Raw genomic sequence first — 22,586 nt, forward strand, 5'->3', positions numbered from 1 at the left:
TGCGGCAAAGAAAAAGGCGATGGCCGAAAGCCATCGCCGAGTTGGTCAGGGAGAGAAACGAAGAACGTGGTGCGTTCAGCCCTGAGGCTGGGGCACGATGCGGAGATAGGGTTTTACTTCCTTCCAGCCGCCCGGGAACTTGTCCTTGGCTGCTTCATTGGAGACGGCGGGGACGATGATGACGTCTTCGCCATTCTTCCAGTTCACCGGGGTGGCGACCTGATGCTTGGCGGTCAATTGCAGGCTGTCGATGACGCGCAGGATCTCGTCGAAGTTGCGGCCCGTCGAGGCGGGATATTCGATCTTGAGCTTGACCTTCTTGTCCGGCCCGATGACGAAGAGCGAGCGCACGGTCAGCGTGTTGTCGGCATTGGGGTGGATCATGTCGTATTTGCGCGCGACCTCACCCTGGGTATCGGCCAGGAGCGGGAAATTGAGGGCCGAGCCCTGGGTTTCCTCGATATCCTTGGCCCAACCGGCATGGTCTTCGATCTTGTCGACACTCAGGCCGAGAACCTTGACGCCGCGCTTGGCAAATTCGTCCTTGAGCTTGGCAGTGTAACCCAGTTCGGTAGTGCAGACCGGCGTATAGTTCTTGGGGTGGCTGAACAGCACCGCCCAGGAGCCCTCGATAAAATCGTGGAAGTGAATGGTGCCCTCGGTGGATTCGAGGGTGAAGTCCGGAGCGGTATCGCCAATCAGGATAGCCATGGTCGTCTTCCTCTGCCCGCGCTGTCGCAGGTCTGCTGTCGGTTCTGGTCAATAGAATATCGTGCTGGGGCCTCCCGATTGAAGCGGAGGCAAGCGGAATGGTTTTGCCTTGTTCAGGCCCATCCAGGCAAGCCGTTGCCGTTGTGATCTGTGGATCGAAACGAGGCCTGCTAGCCCAGCAGGGCGATGAGGCGGTTCGGCACGGCCGGATTTTGCAGTAACAGGATCGCGCCAAAGGGGATGGCGGCAAATACGATAGCGGCAGAGGGCCCGGCCTTGAGCAGCCGCGCAATCAGGTAAACCGACAGAGCGAAGGTGGCGTTGAGCAAAAGATTGGCCGCGTTATCGGCCAGATAGGCGAGCATATCCGGCATGAACCCCTCCCGGGACATCGATAGCCCGAGAAGGCTTGCACCAACTGATTGCGCGGTGGTGCCAGGTTTGAACGCGATTTAATGCAAATTGTATCGGGTGCTATTGCACCAGGACTGAGCCTTCGACGGCCGGCTGCGGCGTCGGCGCGCCGTTTTCCCAGGTCACATCAAGCCCGTTCAGCGGCACTACGGACAGGCTCATCTTGCCCGAGCCCTGTTGTATCTCGCGAGCATGGGCCAGATAGACCAGTGCGTTGTTGGCTGCATCATAGATGCGGGTCACGCGCAGTGACTTCCAGATCAGCGAACGGCCCTCGCGAAATATCTCCTCGCCGGCACCGCGCGTGGAAATGTCACCCACCGTGATGGGGGCGACTGCCGAGCAATCGAGCGCCGAATAGGATGGGTCCTCGAACCAGTTGCCTTGGCTTAGTCGATCGATGAAGGAGCGATTGAAGAAGGAAAGGTGGCACACCACGCCATCGACATCGGGGTCGGCAAGCGCCTCGATAGAAATATCATTGCCGGTCCAGTCGACCCCGACACTGCCCACCTCGTCGCGATTGCCACAGGCGGCAAGAGAAAATGCCGCAACGGCGACAATGGCAAGACGGGCAATGGGATGCATGAGGGTCCTCCGGCTGACCACGTCAAGATGGGGGATGGGAAAGCCCTCCGCAAGATGAGCGGAGTAAATCCTAACGCGTTACCCGCTCGTCCATCACTCTTTCGAGCCAGCGCACCAGCAGAGAGAGCGAGATGGTCATGGTCAGATAGAGGAAGGCGACAACATTATAGGTCTCGAAAAACAGAAAGCTCGAGGAGGCAGAGAGCTTGCCCAATTGGGTGATGTCCTGCACGCCGAGCGCCGAGACCAGGGCGGAGTCCTTGACCATGGAGACGAAGTCATTCCCGAGCGGGGGCAGGATGGTGCGCAGGGCCTGGGGGAAGATGATGTGGCGGAAGCAATGCCAGCGGGAAAGGCCCAGCGAGCGGGCGGCCTCGATCTGGCCGCGCCCCACCGCCTCGATGCCGGCGCGGAAAATTTCGGCGATGAAGGCGGAATAGCACACGGTCAACGCGAAAATGGCGCGCCAGACAAAGTCGAAGCCGCGCACCGTGGCCGGTGGCAGAAGGCCCCAATCGATCAGCGGAGCGAAGACCCAGTTGAAGCCGGCCACCATGGCGGGGGCGGCGACAAAGGCGATGTAGAACAGAAAGACCAGAATGGGGATGCCGCGGATGATCTCGACATAAAAGGTCGCGAGTTCGCGCAAAATGCGGTTAGCCGAGGTGCGGGCCAGGGCGATCAGCAGGCCCAGCGCGGTTGCTGCCACAAAGCCCAGGATGGTGACCCAGAGCGTCGTCACCACCCCACCCGAGAGCGTGCGGAAGATCGTGGCATAGGTGGCGTTGGTGGTGATGGCCCACAGGCCCAGCACGAATAGCAGGCCGATGGCCAGCAGCCACCAGGGAAGACGCGAGAAGATGGACGGGCGGCGGGGCTGGTAGGTCATCGGTTCGTGTGGTTCTGCGGCCGAGCCGCGATCACGTCGGTCGTCGCCACCGGGCGGGCCCCGGTGGTCCATCGATGCCTAGAGAAGATGGATTGCCGGGACAAGCCCGGCAATGACGTTGGGCCATATCGGCCGGTCCAACGGCCCTATTCGGCCGCGTATTCGAAGAACCAGTAGTTGATGCGCTCGTCGAGCCAACCTTCTTCACGAAGCTGGGCGAGGGCCGCGTTGACGGGTTCAACCAAGTCCGACCCGGGGGTGAGGATGAAGCCGAAGGGATCGGACTTGATGGCTTCGCCCGCCTGTTTGAACGATCCGGGATCGGCACCGATATAGCCTGCCGAAGCGGCCTGGTCGGCGATTACGGCATCGACATCGCCGGATTTCACCGCCTGCACGGCGGCGCCGAAGCTGTCGAAAGTCTTGACCCGCGGATTGGCTTCGTCGCCATCGAGAACGTCATAGATTGCGGTATAGAAAGACGAGGTGCCGGCCTGGGCGCCGAACAGCAGATCGGTGTCTTCGGCAAAGCTCTCTGCTCCCGTGATGCGCTCTTCATCGGCGCGGACGAGGAAATACTGCTCAACCGTAATGAACGGATCGGTGAAGTCGATCTGCTCTTCACGCTCGTCGGTGATGGTGATGCCATCGGCGCCGATATCGAACTGGCCGGTGCGCACGCTTTCGATCATCACGTCCCAGGCAGTCAAATCCCATTCGACCTCAGCGTTGAGGCGCTTGGCGATCTCGTTGATGACATCATATTCAAGCCCGATGCCCTCTCCGTCGGGACCGGTGAAGTTGAGCGGGTAGTAAGCGTTTTCGGTGACCGCATGGATGACCCGGCCTTCGAGATCGGGCAGATCCTGGGCAGTGGCCGGCAGGGCGAAAACGGCCAGCGCAGCGCCGGCGAGCAGAAGAGAAGTGATACGCATGATGATGGCGTCTCCGGGACATAAAAGGTGCCGGGAGCCTGATTCAAGCCGCCCGACGTGAATAGGCAAGGGGGGATCAGGCCTGGTCGTTGACCTCGGCATCAGGACCTCTGGTCTTGAGCGACTCGATGGCGTTCTTGGCTGAAGCCTTGGAGGTATAGGTTTCAGTGCGCGCCATGGTCTCGCCATTGGAGGCGACGAAGCGCACGAAATGCTGGCCATCCTTGGATTCAACGATCTCGAAGCGATAGCCCGAGCCGTCCTCACCCTTGGACAGATCGACGGTGGTGGCGTCGGGCGCGTTCTTTTTCAGCGAATCGATCCCGTTCTGGGCGCTGGCCTTCTGCTTGTAATTTTCGGACCAGAAGATCTTTTCGGCATTATAGGAAAAGTCGAACTTGAACTGATCGTTGGCGGCAGGGGTAATGTTGAACTTATGTGCCATGACGCAGGCCTCCCAAGCTGGCTTTGATGGGCAGAGACTAACCTACTCCGACGAATTGAAAAGCCTCTTACTCCGCTCGTTTGACCCGATCGAGATGGCCCAGATCGCGGTCTGGATCAATGCGGTCGCGCACCATCTGCTTGAGCACGCGGCTGTCGGGAAAGCCACCGTCGCGCTTGCGCTCCCAGATCAATGTGCCATCGAGATGGATCTCGAAAATGCCGCCGGTGCCGGGAATGAGCGTGACCTGGCCAAGTTCGGTGCCAAAGGTGGAGAGCAGTTCCTGAGCCATCCAGCCGGAGCGCAAAAGCCAATTGCACTGCGTGCAATAGGCAATCGTGATGGCCGGACCATCGCTCATTTGCCGCTCTTGCCGGTCTCGGTCGGGTCCACCAGGGTGGAAAGGATCTGATCGACCAGATCGAGATCCTGTCGCTTGCCCGAGGCCTGCTGCTGCAGATCCACAAGATAGGAGGTGGTGTAATAAAGCCGCCGCGCCAGCATGGTGGCAATATGCAGGCTCATCTCCGGCTGCGCCTCGAGAAAGGTCAGCGCGTCGGGGATTTCATAGGCCCGCACCTCGGACAGAGCCTTGACCGTCGCAGAATGGGGCATGTCGAGCAGCACGGCCATTTCCCCGAAAATCGAGCCGGGCTCATCGACATGCGTGACCTGAGTGCGCTCGCGGATCACCTCGACCTGGCCCTCGATCAGAACCAGCAGTTTTCCCAACCGCTCGCCCTCGGGCAGCATGATCTGGCCGGATTTGAACCGGATTTCTGCAAGCTCACTGCAATAGTCGAGAATATCGGCCATTGGCCCCCGCCTCCAATGTCTGCCGGACCTCGCCGTCCGGATATCATCCGACGCGAAATCTAGAGCATTGGCCGGCCAAAGCAAAGCCGCCCGGACGGTTGTCCGGGCGGCTAAAGCTAATCGATCGTCTGGGACTACTTGACCCACACAACGGTGCGGGTCGAGCTGTCGACCAGGGCTGGGCGGCCATCGACATAGACATAGCCGTAAAACTGGCTATCCGGCACCTGGTTGATGCTGACGCTGTCAGGCAGGACATAGCCCACGACCACGTCACCTTCGGCGTTAATCGGGTCCACCGGATTATTGATAGCAAAGTCGGCAGCAGACTGGCTCACCACATAACCTGGGGAATAGACCACCGTGCTGCTGGCCAGTTCAACGATCCAGACGCGACCATTGGCATAGAAGTAGCCATGGTTCTCGTCGCCTTCGATCGGGTAGATCGTGACGCCATTGGGCACCGTGGCCCCGACATCGAGCGAACCCTGGATGGTTACAGGCTCGACAGGGTTATTGCCGACGTATTCGATGGTGGAGGTTTCAATACCGGCCTCGGCACCAATGACCGCACCAGCAAAACCGCCGATTACAGCACCGATGGGACCGCCGGCGAGAAAGCCAAGCGTTGCACCACCGGCCGCACCGCCGGTCGCGCCGATGGTGGCGCCGGCATTGGCATCAACGGTGCCGCTGGACTGGGCCATGGCAGGCAGCGACAGGGCAAGCGACATCACGGCCACAGAGGCCAGAAGGGTCTTTTTCATTTGTTGCATTCCTTTTATGCGGCGGTCTGAAGACCGCTCTTGCAAGGGGAGCTCGCCAAAAATCGGCGGCTCTTTTCCGCCCCTTGCTCAACAAACGGAGGCGCCCTATTTCCGTTCCGCCGCGGAAAGAATGTGATGAGAGGTGTGGCCGATCGGCTACAGCAGCTTCTCGATGGCCGGCGCGATATCGGCCGGTTCGGTGGTGGGGGCAAAGCGCTCAACAACCTTGCCCTCCCGGCCAATCAGGAATTTGGTGAAGTTCCACTTTATCGCTTCGGTGCCCAACACGCCCGGGGCAGCAACTGTAAGCCACTTGAAGAGAGGGTGGGCGGCGTCTCCGTTGACCTCGATGCGTTCGAACATGGGGAAGCTGACGCCGAAATTGAGCGCACAGAATTGCGCGATCTCGTCGCTGTTGCCGGGTTCCTGCGCGCCGAACTGGTTGCAGGGGAAGCCTAGAACGGCAAGGCCCCTATTTTTGAACTGCTGGTGGAGCGCTTCAAGCCCTTCATACTGCGGGGTGAAGCCACACTGGCTGGCCACATTGACGATCAGAACCACTTGCCCGGCAAAGGCGGAAAGGGCTTGCGGCGTGCCGTCGAGGCGGTTGGCGGAAAAATCGGCAAGGGATCTGGTCATGGCAAACGGCTCTGGGATGAAATTTTCCCAGAGCTATGGCGATCGGGCCGGTGGCGCAAGAGTGGTCAGCCCTGGGCGGCGAGCCAATGCGGATCCGGTGCAATGGGGGTGATGACATCGAGCAGGATGCCATCGGGATCGACGGCGATGAAGTGGCGTTGGCCGAACACCTCGTCACGCAGCGGCTGGACGATTGGAATACCGGCCTGTTCGAAGCGTGCCGCGTCGGCGGCCGCATCTGCCACCTCAAAGCTGAGGATCAGATTGGCAGTTGGTTGGCGCCCCTCGGGCGGGATCGTCTCGTGATCAAAGGTGATCAGGGCCAGTTCGTGCCCCTTCGCGCCGCCGCGCAATTGCACATACCAGTCGCTTTCAAAAACCGGCTCGAAACCGAAATGCTCCTGATAAAAGCCGCTGGCAGCGGACACATCGCGAACGTGCAGCAGTGGATAGAGCGCGTTGAACATTGATCGTCTCCCTGGTTTTACATTACAAACATACAGCTTGTCTGGATATTAAATGCAGGATGTATGCAATGAGTGTCAGAAGACGTCAGGAGGATCGACGGGCGGCGACGCGCCGCAATCTGGTTGCCGCGGCCCGGAATTTGTTTGCGCAAAAAGGTTATGCGGCGACCACCACCCCGGAAGTGGTGCAGGCGGCCGGAGTGACACGCGGCGCGCTTTATCATCATTTCGCCGACAAGGCGGCGCTGTTTTCCGCTGTGGTGGAGGAGGAACATGCATTGTTGGCGCTGACCATCCATCAGGCAGCGGAGGCCGGCGAGGATGAGCCCGGCCCGGTCAAGTCACTCATCCGGGGCGGCGAGGGTTTCCTGGCTGCCATGCAGGAGGAAGGGCGGCGGCGCATATTGATCGTGGATGCACCGGCGGTGCTGGGACGTGCGAGGGTCGATGAGATCGATGCCCGGCATGGTCTACACACGCTGGTGGAAGGCGTTGGCACAGCCATTGAGGCAGGCGCGATCAAGAACCTTCCGCTGTTGCCGTTGGCCCATCTGCTCAGCGCCATGTTCGATCGGGCCGCGCTCGCGCCGGCCGAGGACCTCGGCGCTTATCGCAAGACGATCAAGGCGCTGATCCGGGGGCTGCGAACTTAGGAAAGTCGCATACAAAAAAGCGGGGCCGGAGCCCCGCTTTCGCACTGGTCAGAAGACCAGGAAGAGGATGATGATCAGCCAGATCGGCACACCGATCAGCCAAAGCAATAGTCCGCCTAACATGGCATTTCTCCTTTCTGGCTCAGATCAGAAGCGACGGAACACACTGGGGAAGTGCGTGTGCTTGTCGCGATGGTTGCCACCCTTCTGCGCGGCCCAGTAGGCACCGATGGCGGCGACCAGCGAGGATGCGGTAAAGAGGAAGGCGGCGAGGATGGTGGTATTGCGGGCGACACGGGCAGCCTCAACGGCTTGCTGACGGGCCGATTCCACATTGGCGATCACCTGATCCACACGGGCCTCAGCCTCTTCCGGCGTCAGTCCGGTATTGGCAGTCACCACGCTAACCAGGTAGTCGCGGTCGTCCTGCGGCACCTCACCATCGTTCAGCGCGGCCTGAGCAAAAATGCGACCGGCTTCTTCACGCGCAACGCCGGGATCAGAGGGCCTTTCGGACCGGAACAGGGTGTCGATGAAATAGGCGTTTGGATCCGCCATTTCGCCCGCACCCTCAGCGACGTTGGAGGCAGCCGTGGTGGCGGTCGATACGGCTGACCCGACCACGGCACCAGCTGTGCCCAGTCCGCTGACGGCCAGCATGGCACCAACGATCATCGCACCACCCCAGACCAGAAGCCCATGGGCGCCATCGCGCATATCGCTCTCGTCTTCGGTGGCGTCGTGATTGCGGCGGCGCATCCGACCGGTCAGATAGCCGCCGGCCATGAAGGAGGAAATCTGGACCCAGAGGAACCAGCTGGCTGCAGCAATCCCGACGAGGACGGGCGCCGCCCCTTCACGGGCATTGAAATCGATGAAATTCAGGCCCAGGGCCGATCCGAAGCTGATCAGAACCAATGAGATGGCGGACGCAAAGACGATGCCCGCGATGATGGCAGCCCAATCGATATAGCTGCGCTCCGCGCCTTCTGTTTCGGGTTGGACGCCGGCAACGCCGGCCGGTGAGTTCATGCTCATGATCTTCTCCTCCTGTTCTGGCTTAAGCCAGGCCGATGAACGAGAGGATGGCGAGAACGATGACGACGAGGCCAACGAGATAAATAATGGAGTTCATGGTATTAGCCCTCTTGTTGAGTGACGCTGATGGACCATCAACTGCGCGGGGCATGGTTTCGTTCCCGAAATGTGGCGGGCCGTGCCACATTGGAGCCATGGCGCAAAGAAAAGGCGGGGATTGCTCCCCGCCCACTTAGGTTGGTTTGGTCGGCGCTGCTTACTTCAGCGCGTCGGTGACAACGCTGGTATAGGCGCCTTCCGGCGTTGCGGTGATGATTTCCTGGTCGAGCAGGGCCTGCACGGTGCGGTCATAAGTGTCCATGTCGAGGGCCGGATCGGCGGCATCGACGAGCTTGGTCACCTCGCCCACCATATAGAGCTGGTGCTCATATTCGGCCGCCCCGGTATCATCCATTTCAACCACGATCTCGGCGGCTTCTTCCGGGTTTTCGAGGGCATAGGCCCAGCCCTTCATCGAGGCCTTCACAAAGCGAGTATAGGCATCGACCTTGGCCGGATCGTCCAGGGTATCTTCCATGACATAGAGACCGTCTTCGAGCAGGTCGTTGCCCATGTCGGTATAGTTGAAGATGGTCAGATTATCCGGGCCGTAACCGGCATCGAGCGCCTGACCATATTCATTGTAGGTCATGACCGAGATGCAGTCGGCCTGACCCTGGATCATGGGCTGGATGTCAAAGCTCTGCTGCAGCACGTTGACGCCGCCCTCCGAGCCATCGGTGGGGATGCCTTCCTTGTTCATCCAGGCAAAGAAGGGGTATTCATTGCCGAAGAACCAGACGCCCAGCGTGTGGCCAGGGAAGTCGGCGACTTCGGTGATGCCGGTTTCTTCGGGGCAGATCATCATCAGGCCCGAGCGCTTGAAGGGCTGGGCGATATTGACCAGCGGCACGCCGGACTCACGAGCGGCCATGCCGGCCGCCATCCAGGTGACGATGATGTCGGCGCCACCGCCAGCGATCACCTGTTCGGGGGCGATATTTGGGCCACCGGGCAGGATGGTGACGTCGAGGTTCTCCTCGTCATAAAACCCCTTGGATTCAGCGACCAGATAGCCGGCAAATTGCGCCTGCGTGACCCATTTCAATTGCAGGGTCAGCGCGTCCTGCGCGAAGGCAGTGCTGGCCGAAAGCGCCAAGGCGCCTGCAACGAGACCTCCGATAAGCTTTTTCATGTTCGTTCCCTTTTCCCTTTACGTCCGTCCACCACGGACAGACGGATGCCAGAAGGTAACGCCCCTCTCGATGAGGGCGATCACCCCGTAGAAGGCGGACCCCGCGATCGCCGCAACAGCGATCTCCGCCCAGACCAGGTCGATGGCGAGACGCCCCACCCCGGTCGAAATCCGGAAGCCCATTCCCACTATGGGCGTCCCGAAGAATTCCGCTACGATTGCGCCAATCAAGGCCAGAGTCGAGTTGATCTTGAGGGCGTTGAATATGAAGGGGCCCGCAGCGGGGAGCCTGAGCTTCATAAGGGTTTGCCAATTGTTGGCGGCATAGGTGTGCATGAGGTCACGTTCGATGGCGCTGGCGGCATTGAGGCCCGCAACCGTGTTGACCAGCATGGGAAAGAAGGTCATGGCGACGACGACCGCGGCCTTGGATTGCCAGTCGAAGCCGAACCACATGACCATGATTGGGGCGATGCCGATAATGGGCAGCGCCGACATGAAATTGCCGATGGGCATTACCCCGGCTTTGAGGAAGGGGGAGCGGTCGACGGCAATGGCAACGGCCAGCCCGGCGAGGCACCCGATGGCATAGCCGGGCAGCACCGACTTGACGAAAGTCTGGACGAAATCGGCCCAGAGTGTAGGCACTTCGGCGGTCATGCGCGCCCAGATGGCCGAGGGCGGCGGCAGCAGCACCGGCGGTACGTTGGCGCCGCGGGTAATGACTTCCCAGGCGACCAGCAAGGCAAGGCCGAAGATGACCGGGATGACGAGACCCGTGCCGGTTTCGGGCAAGTGCCCGGCCCTGATGGCGGCCGACAGGCGTTCGACGAACAGCCAGGCAAAGGCCCAGCTTGCCACCAATGCCCACCAGAAATGGGCGGGCATGGCGCCCTCCTCCGGCAGTGCCAGGATCAGCGCCACGGCGCCGAACAGCATCAGCGCGCCATCAAGCCAGAGGCTGAACGGCAGCGCCAGCCGGAGCAGCGACGCCGCGCCGAGCGCAAAGAACACGGTGAGCTGTGGGGCAGAACCGAAACTGGTGAAGCCGAACGCCAGGCCGAGCAGTGCGGCGCCGCCGGCCAGAAGGGCGAGGGCGAATTGCATGGCGGTCAGGCCGGTGCGGTTCATGCCCGTGCTCCCATGCGCATATTGACCCATTTTTCAGCCGAGCCAACAATGGCGACGAGGATTGCCGCGAGGCCCGCAGCGATGAACAGGGCCGCCCAGATCTGTACGGTCTGGCCATTATAGGAGCCGGTGAGCAGGCGTACACCCAAACCCCCGCCCGAGGCGTTGGAGAGTTCGGCCACCACTGCGCCGATCAGCGAAATGGCGATGCCCACCTTCATCGAGGCAAAGAGGAAGGGCATGGCAGCGGGCCAGCGCAGTTTCCAGAACACCTGCCAGCCATTGGCGTCGTAGGTTCGCAACAGATCGAGCTGGATGGCTTCGGGCGAGCGCAGCCCCTTGACCATGCCGACCACCACCGGGAAGAAGCTCAGATACATCGAGATCAGCGCCTTGGGCACCAGCCCGGTCAGCCCGACCGAGCCCAGACCCACCACCACCATGGGGGCGATGGCCAGAATGGGAATGGTCTGGCTGGCGATGATCCAAGGCATCAGCGAGCGGTCCGAGGCGTCATTGTGGATGATGGCCACCGCCAGCGCCACGCCCAGAGCCGTGCCGAAGGCAAAGCCGAGCAGGGTCGCCGACAGGGTGATCCAGCCATGATAGGCGAGCGAACGGCGCGAGGTGATTTCGAGCGCCACCGTGGCATTCCAGATTTCGCTGACCACCTGGTGCGGCGCCGGCAGCACAGGCTTGTCCTGCGCCCAGGTCTGGGCGGCAAATTCGGCAAAAGGCACGTCGATCAGATCGGCGCGCGCATTGAGGCGATCCTGCCAGGGCGCGTTCATCCAGATTGCAGCCGCATACCAGAACGCGAGAATGGCCAACAGGATGGTGAGGACTGGAATGACGCGGTTGGCCATTAAACCGAGCCCTCCTCGTAGGAATGCCCGGCCCGCAAGCCCTCGCGGACCCGCGCGGCGATAGCGAGGAATTCGGGCGTTTCGCGGATATCGAGCGGGCGATCACGCGGCAGGGTGGATTCGATGATGTCGGTCACCCGGCCGGGGCGCGGCGACATGACCACGATGCGGGTCGAGAGATAAACCGCCTCGGGGATGGAGTGGGTGACGAAACAGATGGTCTTTTCCGTGCGCGCCCAGAGCTTCAGGAGCTCGGAATTGAGGTGATCGCGGACGATTTCATCCAGCGCCCCGAAGGGTTCGTCCATCAGCAGGAGATCAGCGTCAAAGCTCAGCGCCCTGGCGATGGAGGCGCGCTGCTGCATGCCGCCGGAAAGCTGCCAGGGGTACTTCTTCTCGAAGCCTGAAAGGTTCACCAATTCCATGGTGCGCTTGACGCGCTCTGCCTGTTTGGCGGCCGAATGCCCCATGATCTCGAGCGGCAGGGCAATGTTCTTTTCGATAGTGCGCCAGGGATAGAGCGCGGCCGCCTGGAACACATAGCCATAGGCCCGCGCCTTTCGTGCTTCTTCGGGGCTCATGCCGTTAACCGACAGCGTGCCCGATGTGGGCTTTTCGAGATCGGCAATGGTGCGGAGGAACGTGGTCTTGCCACAGCCCGAGGGGCCGATGAAGGAGACGAAGTCGCCCTTGTTGATGGTCAGGTTGACGTCGGACAGGGCAACGATATCCCCGTCGCCGGTGGGGAAGGTCAGGCCGAGATTTTGGGCAGAGACGACGCTGGTCATACCGGCATCCCCCTCATCCGGGGCTGCGCGCCATCTTCTCCCCGAGAGGGAGAAGAATGGTCCGGCGCCCGCTTTGGCTGAGTGCCCTGAATTCTTCTCCCCCTAGGGGAGAGGTAGGATAGGCCAAAGGCCGAGTCGGGCGAGGGGGAAATTTCCACGACAACCAAATCCTGCATCAAACCCCCGTCGCCGGAATACCGCTGCGTTCCACCTTGCGCGGCGCCACGATTTCCTTCCACTGGCTGAGCGCCCGGTTCACAGGGTTTTTCGCCTCGCGGGCGACGAACTTGCCATGGCCCGGCTCGGCCTTGATCTCGCTTTCGACGATGGAGACCTTGCCGCGGCTCAAAACGAAGCGCGGCAGGCCGGTGACCTCGAAGCCTTCGAACACATTGTAGTCGATCACCGATTGCTGGGTTTTGGCCGAAATGGTCTTGGAGCGCTTGGGGTCCCAGACCATCAGGTCAGCATCGGCGCCGACCAGCACCGCACCCTTTTTGGGGTAGAGGTTGAGGATCTTGGCGATATTTGTGGAGGTGACGGCGACGAACTCGTTGGGCGTCAGTCGCCCGGTATTGACGCCCTTGGTCCAGAGCACTGGCAGACGATCTTCAAGGCCACCTGTGCCATTGGGGATTTTCGAGAAATCGCCAACCCCGAACCGCTTCTGATCCGTGGTGAAGGCGCAATGGTCCGTCGCCACGCAGGAGAGTGAGCCGGCCTGCAGCCCGGCCCAGAGCGAATCCTGATGCTGCTTGTTGCGGAAGGGCGGGGACATGACGCGGCGGGCGGCGTGATCCCAGTCGGGATTGAAATATTCGCTCTCATCGAGCACCAGGTGCTGGATCAGCGGCTCGCCATAGACCCGCATGCCCTTTTGCCGGGCGCGGCGGATGGCTTCGTGCGCCTGTTCGCAAGAGGTGTGGACCACATAGAGCGGCACACCGGCCATGTCGGCCAGCATGATGGCGCGGTTGGTGGCTTCTCCCTCCACCTCGGGCGGACGGGAATAGGCATGACCTTCGGGGCCATTATTGCCCTCGGCGAGCAGTTTTGCGGTCATGGCCGCGACCACATCGCCATTTTCGGCATGGACGAGCGGCAGCGCGCCGAGCGCGGCGCAGCGCTGGAAGCTGGCGAACATCTCGTCGTCATTGACCATCAACGCGCCCTTATAGGCCATGAAGTGCTTGAACGAGGTGATGCCGCGGTCGACCACGTCGGCCATCTCGTTGAACACCTGCTCGCCCCACCAGGTCACGGCCATGTGGAATGAATAGTCGGTCGAGGCCTTGCCGGACTTGTTGTCCCACATCTTGAGCGCATCGAGCAGGCTCTGCTCGGGACTGGGCAGGCAGAAATCGACCACCATGGTGGTGCCCCCCGAGAGGGCCGCGCGCGTACCGCTCTCGAAGTCGTCGGCCGAATAGGTGCCCATAAAGGGCATTTCGAGATGGGTGTGGGGATCAATGCCGCCGGGCATGACATAGCATCCGGTGGCATCGAGCTCCTCATCGCCCGAGAGGTTCTTGCCGATCTCGACAATGGTGTCGCCCTCGATCTTCACATCGGCTTCGTAGGACAGATCGGCGGTGACGATGGTGCCGTTCTTGATGACTTTGCTCATTTGCGCTGCTCCCTTGAGCCGAATTGATACTGATTGTTACGCAGACGGCGGCGGGCTCTTTCGATCTCTTCTGGCAAGAAAAGAGAACTCCAACGGCCCTCTTCCACCACTAACGCCTCGACTGTGAGGTCTAGGCGACCGGCCAGCATTAGTGCTGTGTATCCGTCCGACTGGCGGTCTGAATTGATCAGAAACTTGGCAGTGGCCAATCCTCCGCGATCCGACAGCATTCCCAAGAACACAGTGGCATTATATTTTGCCTCGGTCTTAGCGCGATTGTAGATATCAAACATCGCCCCCTGGAACGCGGTTTCTAGCGGACTCACTCCACGATCTCCGCGGTCTCGACCACGGCGTGGAACAGCACGTCGGCGCCGGCGGTGGCCCATTCCTTCGAGATGTCTTCGGCCTCGTTGTGGCTGAGCCCGTCGACGCAGGGACACATGACCATGGCCGTGGGTGCTACCCGGTTGATCCAGCAGGCGTCGTGGCCAGCGCCGGAGACGAGGTCGCGGTGGCTGTAGCCAAGCCGCTCGGCGGCGTCGCGGACGGCCTTGACGCAGTTCTCGTCGAAGGTCACCGGGTCGAAATGGCCGGTGGGTTCGACATTGAGGCCAAGGCCCAGGTCTTCGGCGATCTTGCCGGCCTGGGTCTCGATCTGCTCGCGCATGGAGGTGAGCTTGTCGAGTTCGGGCGAGCGGATATCGATGGTGAACACCGCCTTGCCGGGAATGACGTTGCGCGAATTGGGATAGACATTGGCCTGGCCGACAGCGCCAACCGCATTGGGCTGATGCGCCATGGCGATCTGGTGCACCGCCTCGGTGATGCGCGCCATGCCCAGCCCGGCATTGACCCGCATGTTCATCGGGGTCGAGCCGGTGTGGGCATCCTTGCCGGTCAGGGTCACTTCGAGCCACCACAGGCCCTGCCCGTGGGTGACGACGCCAATATCCTTGCCTTCGGCCTCGAGGATCGGGCCCTGCTCGATGTGTAGTTCGAACATGGCGTGGATTCTGCGCTCGCCGACCTTTTCCGGGCCCTTCCAGCCAATGCGTTCCAACTCGTCGCCAAAGCGTTTGCCCTCTGCATCGAGCCGGTCATAGGCCCAGTCCTGGGCGTGCATGCCGGCGAAGACGCCCGAGGCGAGCATGGCCGGGGCAAAGCGGGTGCCCTCTTCATTGGTCCAGTTGGTCACCACGATCGGGCGCCTGGTCTTGATGCCGAGATCGTTGAGGGTGCGGACCAGTTCCAGCCCGCCCAGCACGCCGAGCACGCCATCATATTTGCCGCCGGTGGGCTGCGTATCGAGATGGCTGCCGACGTAAACCGGATCGAGGCTCGGGTCCTCGCCTTCCCGGCGGGCAAACATGGTGCCCATTTCATCGACGCCCAGCGTCAGTCCGGCCTCTTCACACCAGCGGGCAAAGAGCTCGCGACCCTCCTTGTCGGCATCGGTCAGGGTCTGGCGGTTATTGCCGCCCGCCACGCCCGGGCCGATTTTGGCCATTTCCATCAGGCTCTCCCAGAGCCGTTCGCCATTGATCCGAAGGTTTTCGCCGGGAGAGGTCATGATGCTTACTCGTCGTTCTGGAGTTCAGGACAAAAAACCCCGCCGTCGCGTTGAGGCGACCGGCGGGGCTGGGAGGTTCGTGTATCAGCGCCGTGTTCCCTCTCCGTCCCGGAGAGGGAGGGCATGGTCAGCGATTTTTTGGTGACGCTGACCATGGTGTCCTATTTCACGCTCGGGAAGCTGAATTCGGCGCCGCCCTTGATGCCGGCGGGCCAGCGGGTGGTGACGGTTTTCAGCCTTGTGTAGAAATGAACGCCTTCGGGCCCGTAGATGGAATGGTCGCCGAACAGGCTGCGCTTCCAACCGCCGAAGGAATGGTAGGCCACCGGCACCGGGATGGGCACGTTGATGCCGACCATGCCCACCTCGATCTTGTCGGCGAATTCGCGGGCCGCGTCGCCGTCGCGAGTGAAGATGGCGGTGCCATTGGCATATTCATGGCCGTGGATCAGATCGACCGCGTCCTTGAAGCTATCGCGGCGGACCACCGAGAGCACGGGGCCAAAGATTTCTTCCTTGTAGATCTTCATGTCCGGCTCGACATTGTCGAACAAGGTGCCGCCGACGTAATAGCCCTCTTCATAGCCCTGCAGCTTGAAGCCACGGCCATCAACGACCAGCTTGGCGCCCTCTTCGACACCACTATCAATATAGCCGAGGATCTTGTCGCGGTGCATCTTGGTGACCACCGGACCCATTTCAGCGTCCTTGTCGGTGGCCGGGCCGATTTTCAAACTCTCGACGCGGGGTTTCAGCTTGGCAACCAGTGCGTCGGCGGTTTCCTTGCCGACGGGCACGGCGACGGAAATGGCCATGCAACGCTCGCCGGCCGAACCATAGCCGGCGCCCATCAGCGCATCGGCGGCCTGATCGAGATCCGCATCGGGCATGATGACCATGTGGTTCTTGGCGCCGCCCAAGGCCTGCATGCGCTTACCGGCCTTCGTGCCGCGCTGATAGACGTATTCGGCGATCGGGGTGGAGCCGACAAAGGACACGGCCTTGATGTCGGGATGGTCGAGAATGCCGTCGACCATTTCCTTGTCGCCGTGAACGATGTTGAGAATGCCTTCGGGCAGCCCAGCTTCCATGAAGAGGTTCCAGGCCAGCATGGAGGCGGAAGGATCGCGCTCGGAGGGTTTCAGGATGAAGGCATTGCCGCAGGCGATGGCGGCCGGATACATCCACATCGGCACCATGGCCGGGAAGTTGAACGGGGTGATCCCGGCGACGACGCCAAGCGGCTGGCGGTCCGAATAGCTGTCGATGCGGGGGCCCACATTGCGGGAGAATTCGCCCTTGAGCAGTTGCGGGATGCCGCAGGCGAAGTCGACGCAGTCGATGCCGCGCGCCAATTCGCCCAGCGCATCGTCATGCACCTTGCCGTGTTCTTTGCTGATCTCGCGGGCGATGTCGTCAGCATATTGATCGAGCAGCGCCTTGAACTTGAACATGACGCGGGCCCGCTTCATGGGCGGGGTGTTGCCCCAGGCCACCTGCGCCTTGACCGCATTTTCGACGGCGGCGTCCAACTCACTCATGGTCGAGAGTGGCAATTCGGCACTCTGTTCGCCGGTGGCGGGGTTGAACACCGGCACGCGGCGGGTGGATGACGAAACATAGCGTTTGCCGGCGACGGCGTTTTCGATGACGTGCATCAGGGCTTCCCCTCCAGATTGGGAACGTTCATTCTATATCCATCTGTATAGAATTTTTGTTCCATTCTATTCAAGCGTCTTGAGGATGCCCGACAAGGTCGAGACAATTTCGTCGATCTGGCTTTCCGTGATGATCAGTGGTGGGGACAGCGCGATGATGTCGCCGGTGGTGCGCACGAGCAGACCCTGTTCATAAGCCTTGAGGAAGGCGGAGAAGGCCCGCTTGGTGGGCGATCCGGCGATGGGTTCGAGCTCGATGGCGCCGACCAGGCCGATATTGCGAATATCGATGACGTGCGGCAGGCCCTTGAGGGAATGCAGCGCATCCTCCCAGGCCTTCGCCAGCTCCGCCCCGCGGGTCAGCAACCCTTCTTCCTTATAGGTATCGAGCGTGGCCAGGGCCGCCGCCGAGGCGACCGGATTGCCCGAATAGGTATAGCCGTGGAAGAACTCGATCAGATGTTCGGGACCCTGCATGAAAGTGTCGTGGATCTCGGCCGAGACCATGACCGCACCCATGGGGATGACACCGTTAGTGAGCCCCTTGGCGGTGACCATGATGTCGGGCGTGACGCCGAAATAATCGGCCCCAAACGGGGTGCCGAGACGCCCATATCCGGTGATGACCTCGTCAAAGATCAGCAGAATGCCATGCTTTTTGGTGATCTCGCGCAGGCGCTTGAGATAGCCCGGCGGCGGAATGAGCACGCCGGTCGATCCGGCCACCGGCTCGACGATGACCGCGGCAATGGTGGAGGCGTCGTGCAGGGTGACAATACGCTCGAGTTCATCGGCCAGATCGGCGCCATGTTCGGGCAGGCCACGCGAAAAAGCGTTCTCGGCAAGGTTGTGGGTGTGCGGCATGTGATCGACGCCGGTCAGCAGCGTGCCGAACATCTTGCGATTGGTGACGATGCCGCCCACCGAGATGCCACCGAAATTGACGCCGTGATAGGCACGCTCGCGACCAATCAGGCGGGTGCGGCTGCCCTCCCCTTTCACGCGATGATAGGCCAAGGCGACCTTGAGTGCGGTTTCCACCGATTCCGATCCGGAATTGGTGAACAGCACATGATCGAGGCCATCGGGGGTGAGATCGACCAGGCGATTGGCCAGTTCGAACGCCTTGGGATGGCCCATCTGGAAGGCGGGGGCGTAGTCGAGTTCGCCGGCCTGCTTGCCGATGGCCTCGACAATCTTGGGACGCGCATGACCCGCGTTGACGCACCACAGGCCCGCCGTGCCATCGAGCACCTGGCGGCCATCGGAGGTTGTGTAGTGCATGTCCTTGGCCGCCACGAACATGCGCGGGGCCTTCTTGAACTGACGGTTTGCCGTAAACGGCATCCAGAACGCACTGAGGTCGTTTGGCGCTACATTGGACGAAGTGGACACGAACGCTCGCTCCCGTTGAATTTGGCCTGGCCTCGTTTTGGGTCTTGACGCGGCGGTCCGAACCCCGGAAATTTTGACCAGTTGGAAAAATGTTAGCATCCCTGCACATTCCCGCAAGGCGAAAATGTCCGGAAAAAAACTCAAAGCCGTCGAGCACCCCCCGGTCAGCGCCAAGCGGCAGCACAAGGCCGATGCCAAGGCTGCGACAAGCCATCCGCCCCAAAGGCCGCGCCCGCTGACCCGCATCCAGAAGGAAAAACAGGACATCATTCTCGAGGCCGCGCTGGAAGTGTTTTCAGTGCACGGCTTTCGCGGCTCGACGATCGACCAGATCGCGGAAGTGGCAGGGATGAGCAAGCCGAATTTGCTCTATTACTTTCCGCGCAAGGAGGAGATCCATCGCCGGCTGATTGCCGCCCTGCTCGATACCTGGCTGGCGCCGCTACGCGACTTCGACGAGCGTGGCGACCCGTTCACCGAAATCCGCTCCTATATTCGGCGCAAGCTGGAAATGGCGCGGGACTTTCCGCGCGAAAGCCGGCTGTTCGCCAATGAAATGCTGCAGGGCGCGCCGCGTATCAGCGAGATGATAGAGATCGATCTCAAGGCACTGGTCGATGAAAAGGCCAAGATCTTGTTGACCTGGATGGAACAGGGCCGGCTGGCCCGCACCGATCCCTATCACTTGATCTTTTCGATCTGGGCGACCACGCAACATTATGCCGATTTCGACGTGCAGGTGCGCGCCGTGCTGGGCAAAGGCCGCAATGGCGACGGGCGCTTCGAGGACGCGGCGCGCTACCTCGAACAATTGTTCATGCATGGCCTCTCGCCCAAGCCGCGTGTAAACGGTTCGGCCTGACAGGCCGAGCAGCCGTCTAAGCGCTCTGGGCCAACGATGCTGGCAAGGGACTATTGCTGGCCAGACCCTCGCGCGGTTTGGGCCGGACTTCGCCAGCAAAGCAAAAGGTCCCGCCGTCCTGTCGTTTGGCTTCATAGAGAGCCCGATCGGCCTGTCGGAGCAGGTCGGTGGGTGTCTGCCCAAGGCCATCCTGCACAATGCCCAGGCTTACGCCCACGCTGACATTGCGGCCCACAGAGGTGAGCGGCGCGCCGATGGCCGCAATGCAATCGCGTGCCAGGTGAATGAGATCGCTGCGGTGGTGGCGATGCACGATGGCAACGAATTCGTCGCCGCCGATCCGGGCGAGGAATTCGCCGGGTAGCAATTGGGCCGCCAGTCTCTGGGCGACCTCGATCAGCGCGAGGTCCCCGGCGTGATGGCCGAACAGGTCATTGACCGGCTTGAACCGGTCAAGATCGAAAGCCAGCACAGAAAAGGACCAGTCGCCATCGGCAAGTCGGGACAACTCGCCTTCCAGCGCCAGTCGATTAGGCAGACCGGTCAAATGGTCGCGCAGGGCCTGACGTTGCGCCGCAATGCGTTGACGCTCGATGCGGCGCACATGACCCAGCATGGCCACCAGACAAGCCAGCACGCTGCCAATCAGCACCAGCATGAGCGGCACTCGCAGGGGGGCGTGTGTATTGAACAGGTGCAGGCCCGGCCGCTCCGCTGTCCAGGTGAGGAAGTGACTGCCCAGAGGTCCGGAGAGCAGCGGCAGGGATTGCTGATATTCGCCCGCAGCGGCGCTCGGCGATAGCGCAAGATTGCGCAGGCCGGCGACTTCACCCAGGCGCTCAAGGGCGGGTTCCACCTGACTTTCGGGGAGGGTCACCAGAGTATCGGCGACTTGCGCTGCCCGCGCGCGCTCTTTGACCATGGAGAGGCTGTCGGTCGTCTCCATGACATGCAGGGTGGAGCCGATGAGCACTGCCCCGGCCACCAGGGCGCCCACAAACGCGCCAACCACTAGCCTCCGGATAGGCGCCAGTGCCTTGGCCGGGTCGGAATCCGGCAAAGTCGAGAACTTGTTAATTTTGGCGCCCACCACGCAGACCCTGCATCCAAGGCCATCCTGGCCCGGCAATGGTTGGCAAGTGGTTAGCGCGTCATGCTTTTTCGCGAAATCGTGATATGGATCGGCAGGAACCCTGCACAGCCCATAAAGCCGCGCCGGGCCATATTCGGCGTCAGGACGCAGAGGGACCTTATCATGCCAGAGCCGACCGCAATCACACTGGGCCGCAAGGACTGGTTGTGGCTTGTGGGTATCTGGGCGCTGGTCGCCGCAACCCTGTTGTGGCGCAGCGTGCACGGCAGCGCCGGCGCGCCGCTGTTTCTCGACACTGATGACGCCATGCGCATGGTGGTGGTGCGCGATTTTCTTGATGGACAGGGCTGGAACGATCTGGTCCAGCATCGGCTCAACACGCCATTCGGCGCGGAAATCCATTGGTCACGGCTGGTCGACCTGCCGCTGGCCGGCCTGCTCTGGCTGGCGCGCCAGTTTACCGACTTCAGACAGGCCGAGTGGGTAGCAGGCATGGTCTGGCCGCTGGTGCTGCTTGGCGCGTTGCTCTGGCTCAGCGCGCGCGCGACGCTGGAGCTGGTGGGCCGGGCCGGATTGCTACCTGGACTGGTTCTGCCCATCCTCAGCCCGGCTATTCTCGCCGAATTTTCGCCCGGCCGGGTCGACCACCACAATGTGATTATTGTTCTGACCATGGCCACGCTGCTGGCCAGCCTGGTGGCGCTGCGCCGATCCGGCGCCGCCTGGTTCGCCGGAATATGTGCGGCGCTGGCGCTCTCGGTTGCCCTTGAAGCCGTACCGGTCATGCTGGCCGCAATCCTGGCCTTTGGCCTGTGCTATGTCGCCGACCCGGCCCGCGCCGGCAATCTGATGCGTTTCGGGCTGGGCCTTGGCGGCGGGTTAACCGTCCTGCTGATGCTGGTCCGTCCGCCCGACCGCTGGCTGGAGGCGGCTTGCGACATGATCTCCCCGGTCTATGTCCTGGCCGGTGTTCTGGTCGGACTGGTTTTTGTGGTGGTCTCGCTCCTGCCCGCGCCGCGCCGGGCCTGGCAGCGACTGGTGCTGCTGGCCGGGCTCGGAATTGCCGCAGGCGCTGCAGTGATCCTCGCCTATCCACAATGCCTGGGCGGACCCTATGCATCGCTCGATCCCTGGCTGGAGGAAAACTGGATCGGAGCCATCATCGAAGCCAAGCCCTGGCACGCATCGCTGCCCGAATTGCCGGCCTATGCCATAACCGTGGGCGCGCCGGTTTTTCTGGGGTTGATCGCAGCAGCGCTGGCTTTCCGGAGAACGCCGGAAAAGCGGCTGGGCTGGCTGACGCTGCTGGTGTTTCTGGTGCTCACCACCCTTGTGATGCTGGCCCAGATCCGGGGGGCGCGGCTGGCCATCCTGCCCACCATTCCGGCTGCGGCCTGGCTGATCGCCGTGACGCAGCAACGCTATCTGGCGCAGCGCAAACTGCTGCCTGGTCTGGCACTGGCCGCGGCCTGGCTGATGTTTTCCGGAATAATGCTGAGCATTGTGGTGTCCAACGTGGTCAATCTGCTGCCCGATGGGCGGGCGCAATTGGTCAGCGCCACCCGCGCCAGCAAGCAGCCCTGCCTTGCCGGTGACGCCTTTGCCGATCTGCGCGGAATGCCGCCGGAGCGCGTGATGACCCCGATTGATCTGGGCGCGCACCTGCTGCTCGAAACACCGCATGGCGTGGTTGCCGCACCCTATCATCGCAATGAGCAAGGCGTGCTGGATGCTTTCCGCTTCTTCAACCAGCCGGTGAGCGAAGCCCGAAAGATCGCCACCAACCGCGGCCTTGGGCTGCTGGTCACCTGCCCCGCCATGCCCGAAATGCAGGGCACCGGTCTAGGCGAGCCCAATACCATATTAAGCCTGCTGGCCGCCGGCAGGCCGCCGGACTGGCTGGAGGACGTCTCGCTTGAGGGACCGCTCAAGATCTATGCGATCCTGCCGGAAGAGCGCGAACAAAGCGCCTCGAATTGAACGGGACGCCTCCTGAT

General features: G+C 61.7%; 26 protein-coding genes. 3 read left to right on the top strand and 23 right to left on the bottom strand.

What is annotated here, in order from left to right; genetic code table 11:
- Positions 1 to 75: 75 nt before the first annotated feature.
- From GGR20_RS13475 to GGR20_RS13525, 11 genes are all read right to left on the bottom strand, one after another.
- The gene (locus GGR20_RS13475) at positions 76 to 711 is read right to left on the bottom strand and encodes a peroxiredoxin (protein ID WP_183311876.1); all 636 of its coding nucleotides are present in this window, start codon (positions 709 to 711) and stop codon (positions 76 to 78) included.
- 170 nt (positions 712 to 881) lie between these two features.
- On the bottom strand, positions 882 to 1,085 hold the full coding sequence (locus GGR20_RS13480; RefSeq protein WP_183311877.1) for a hypothetical protein: 204 nt from the start codon (positions 1,083 to 1,085) through the stop codon (positions 882 to 884).
- Positions 1,086 to 1,185: 100 nt separating this feature from the next.
- Positions 1,186 to 1,713, bottom strand: coding sequence for a CreA family protein (locus tag GGR20_RS13485; RefSeq protein ID WP_210283177.1), 528 nt, complete (start codon positions 1,711 to 1,713; stop codon positions 1,186 to 1,188).
- A gap of 70 nt (positions 1,714 to 1,783) precedes the next feature.
- Positions 1,784 to 2,602, bottom strand: coding sequence for an amino acid ABC transporter permease (locus tag GGR20_RS13490; RefSeq protein WP_183311878.1), 819 nt, complete (start codon positions 2,600 to 2,602; stop codon positions 1,784 to 1,786).
- 146 nt (positions 2,603 to 2,748) lie between these two features.
- Entirely contained in the window at positions 2,749 to 3,537 is a 789-nt protein-coding gene (locus tag GGR20_RS13495) for a substrate-binding periplasmic protein (RefSeq protein ID WP_183311879.1), read from the bottom strand.
- A gap of 76 nt (positions 3,538 to 3,613) precedes the next feature.
- A complete protein-coding gene (locus GGR20_RS19260) occupies positions 3,614 to 3,982 on the bottom strand; it encodes a YegP family protein (RefSeq protein WP_183311880.1) in 369 nt (122 codons plus the stop codon).
- A gap of 67 nt (positions 3,983 to 4,049) precedes the next feature.
- Entirely contained in the window at positions 4,050 to 4,343 is a 294-nt protein-coding gene (locus tag GGR20_RS13505) for an Rdx family protein (protein WP_183311881.1), read from the bottom strand.
- Positions 4,340 to 4,798, bottom strand: a complete 459-nt coding sequence (locus tag GGR20_RS13510) for a Crp/Fnr family transcriptional regulator (RefSeq protein ID WP_183311882.1) — start codon at positions 4,796 to 4,798, stop codon at positions 4,340 to 4,342. The genes GGR20_RS13505 and GGR20_RS13510 overlap by 4 nt, the downstream gene beginning before the upstream one ends.
- Positions 4,799 to 4,932: 134 nt before the next feature.
- On the bottom strand, positions 4,933 to 5,565 hold the full coding sequence (locus tag GGR20_RS13515) for a DUF1236 domain-containing protein (protein WP_183311883.1): 633 nt from the start codon (positions 5,563 to 5,565) through the stop codon (positions 4,933 to 4,935).
- A 156-nt stretch (positions 5,566 to 5,721) separates the two neighbouring features.
- Positions 5,722 to 6,204 carry a glutathione peroxidase gene (locus GGR20_RS13520; protein ID WP_183311884.1) on the bottom strand — a complete coding sequence of 161 codons (483 nt, stop codon included), beginning with the start codon at positions 6,202 to 6,204 and terminating at the stop codon, positions 5,722 to 5,724.
- Between the two features lie 65 nt (positions 6,205 to 6,269).
- Positions 6,270 to 6,671 carry a VOC family protein gene (locus GGR20_RS13525; RefSeq protein ID WP_183311885.1) on the bottom strand — a complete coding sequence of 134 codons (402 nt, stop codon included), beginning with the start codon at positions 6,669 to 6,671 and terminating at the stop codon, positions 6,270 to 6,272.
- Between the two features lie 68 nt (positions 6,672 to 6,739).
- On the opposite strand from GGR20_RS13525, the gene GGR20_RS13530 reads away from it, so the two are divergent.
- Positions 6,740 to 7,324 (top strand): TetR family transcriptional regulator, encoded by a 585-nt coding sequence (locus GGR20_RS13530; protein ID WP_183311886.1) that lies wholly within the window; start codon positions 6,740 to 6,742, stop codon positions 7,322 to 7,324.
- Positions 7,325 to 7,471: 147 nt separating this feature from the next.
- On the opposite strand, the gene GGR20_RS13535 is transcribed toward GGR20_RS13530, so the two are convergent.
- From GGR20_RS13535 to aptA, 11 genes are all read right to left on the bottom strand, one after another.
- The gene (locus GGR20_RS13535) at positions 7,472 to 8,362 is read right to left on the bottom strand and encodes a hypothetical protein (RefSeq protein ID WP_183311887.1); all 891 of its coding nucleotides are present in this window, start codon (positions 8,360 to 8,362) and stop codon (positions 7,472 to 7,474) included.
- A 22-nt stretch (positions 8,363 to 8,384) separates the two neighbouring features.
- Positions 8,385 to 8,513 carry a hypothetical protein gene (locus tag GGR20_RS18990; protein WP_276511933.1) on the bottom strand — a complete coding sequence of 43 codons (129 nt, stop codon included), beginning with the start codon at positions 8,511 to 8,513 and terminating at the stop codon, positions 8,385 to 8,387.
- A gap of 105 nt (positions 8,514 to 8,618) precedes the next feature.
- Positions 8,619 to 9,596, bottom strand: a complete 978-nt coding sequence (locus GGR20_RS13540; protein WP_183311888.1) for an ABC transporter substrate-binding protein — start codon at positions 9,594 to 9,596, stop codon at positions 8,619 to 8,621.
- An 18-nt stretch (positions 9,597 to 9,614) separates the two neighbouring features.
- A complete protein-coding gene (locus tag GGR20_RS13545; RefSeq protein WP_183311889.1) occupies positions 9,615 to 10,727 on the bottom strand; it encodes an ABC transporter permease in 1,113 nt (370 codons plus the stop codon).
- On the bottom strand, positions 10,724 to 11,593 hold the full coding sequence (locus tag GGR20_RS13550) for an ABC transporter permease (RefSeq protein ID WP_183311890.1): 870 nt from the start codon (positions 11,591 to 11,593) through the stop codon (positions 10,724 to 10,726). The genes GGR20_RS13545 and GGR20_RS13550 overlap by 4 nt, the downstream gene beginning before the upstream one ends.
- Entirely contained in the window at positions 11,593 to 12,381 is a 789-nt protein-coding gene (locus GGR20_RS13555; RefSeq protein ID WP_183311891.1) for an ABC transporter ATP-binding protein, read from the bottom strand. The genes GGR20_RS13550 and GGR20_RS13555 overlap by 1 nt, the downstream gene beginning before the upstream one ends.
- 175 nt (positions 12,382 to 12,556) lie before the next feature.
- Positions 12,557 to 14,008, bottom strand: a complete 1,452-nt coding sequence (hydA, locus tag GGR20_RS13560; RefSeq protein WP_183311892.1) for a dihydropyrimidinase — start codon at positions 14,006 to 14,008, stop codon at positions 12,557 to 12,559.
- Positions 14,005 to 14,334, bottom strand: a complete 330-nt coding sequence (locus GGR20_RS13565) for a hypothetical protein (protein WP_183311893.1) — start codon at positions 14,332 to 14,334, stop codon at positions 14,005 to 14,007. The genes hydA and GGR20_RS13565 overlap by 4 nt, the downstream gene beginning before the upstream one ends.
- Positions 14,331 to 15,581 (bottom strand): Zn-dependent hydrolase, encoded by a 1,251-nt coding sequence (locus GGR20_RS13570; protein WP_183311894.1) that lies wholly within the window; start codon positions 15,579 to 15,581, stop codon positions 14,331 to 14,333. The genes GGR20_RS13565 and GGR20_RS13570 overlap by 4 nt, the downstream gene beginning before the upstream one ends.
- Positions 15,582 to 15,742: 161 nt before the next feature.
- Positions 15,743 to 17,239, bottom strand: coding sequence for a CoA-acylating methylmalonate-semialdehyde dehydrogenase (locus GGR20_RS13575; RefSeq protein WP_183311895.1), 1,497 nt, complete (start codon positions 17,237 to 17,239; stop codon positions 15,743 to 15,745).
- Between the two features lie 66 nt (positions 17,240 to 17,305).
- Positions 17,306 to 18,634, bottom strand: a complete 1,329-nt coding sequence (aptA, locus tag GGR20_RS13580) for an omega-aminotransferase AptA (RefSeq protein ID WP_476699214.1) — start codon at positions 18,632 to 18,634, stop codon at positions 17,306 to 17,308.
- Between the two features lie 124 nt (positions 18,635 to 18,758).
- On the opposite strand from aptA, the gene GGR20_RS13585 reads away from it, so the two are divergent.
- Positions 18,759 to 19,496 (top strand): TetR family transcriptional regulator C-terminal domain-containing protein, encoded by a 738-nt coding sequence (locus GGR20_RS13585; RefSeq protein WP_183311896.1) that lies wholly within the window; start codon positions 18,759 to 18,761, stop codon positions 19,494 to 19,496.
- Between the two features lie 16 nt (positions 19,497 to 19,512).
- Here GGR20_RS13585 and GGR20_RS19125 read toward each other — a convergent pair whose 3' ends face one another.
- Positions 19,513 to 20,586, bottom strand: coding sequence for a diguanylate cyclase domain-containing protein (locus GGR20_RS19125; RefSeq protein WP_183311897.1), 1,074 nt, complete (start codon positions 20,584 to 20,586; stop codon positions 19,513 to 19,515).
- Positions 20,587 to 20,751: 165 nt separating this feature from the next.
- Here GGR20_RS19125 and GGR20_RS13595 point away from each other — a divergent pair, with 165 nt between their 5' ends.
- Positions 20,752 to 22,569, top strand: coding sequence for a hypothetical protein (locus tag GGR20_RS13595; RefSeq protein ID WP_183311898.1), 1,818 nt, complete (start codon positions 20,752 to 20,754; stop codon positions 22,567 to 22,569).
- Positions 22,570 to 22,586: the final 17 nt, after the last annotated feature.

The organism is Devosia subaequoris, assembly GCF_014197055.1.
In the GTDB taxonomy this organism is placed as follows: Bacteria; Pseudomonadota; Alphaproteobacteria; order Rhizobiales; family Devosiaceae; genus Devosia; species Devosia subaequoris.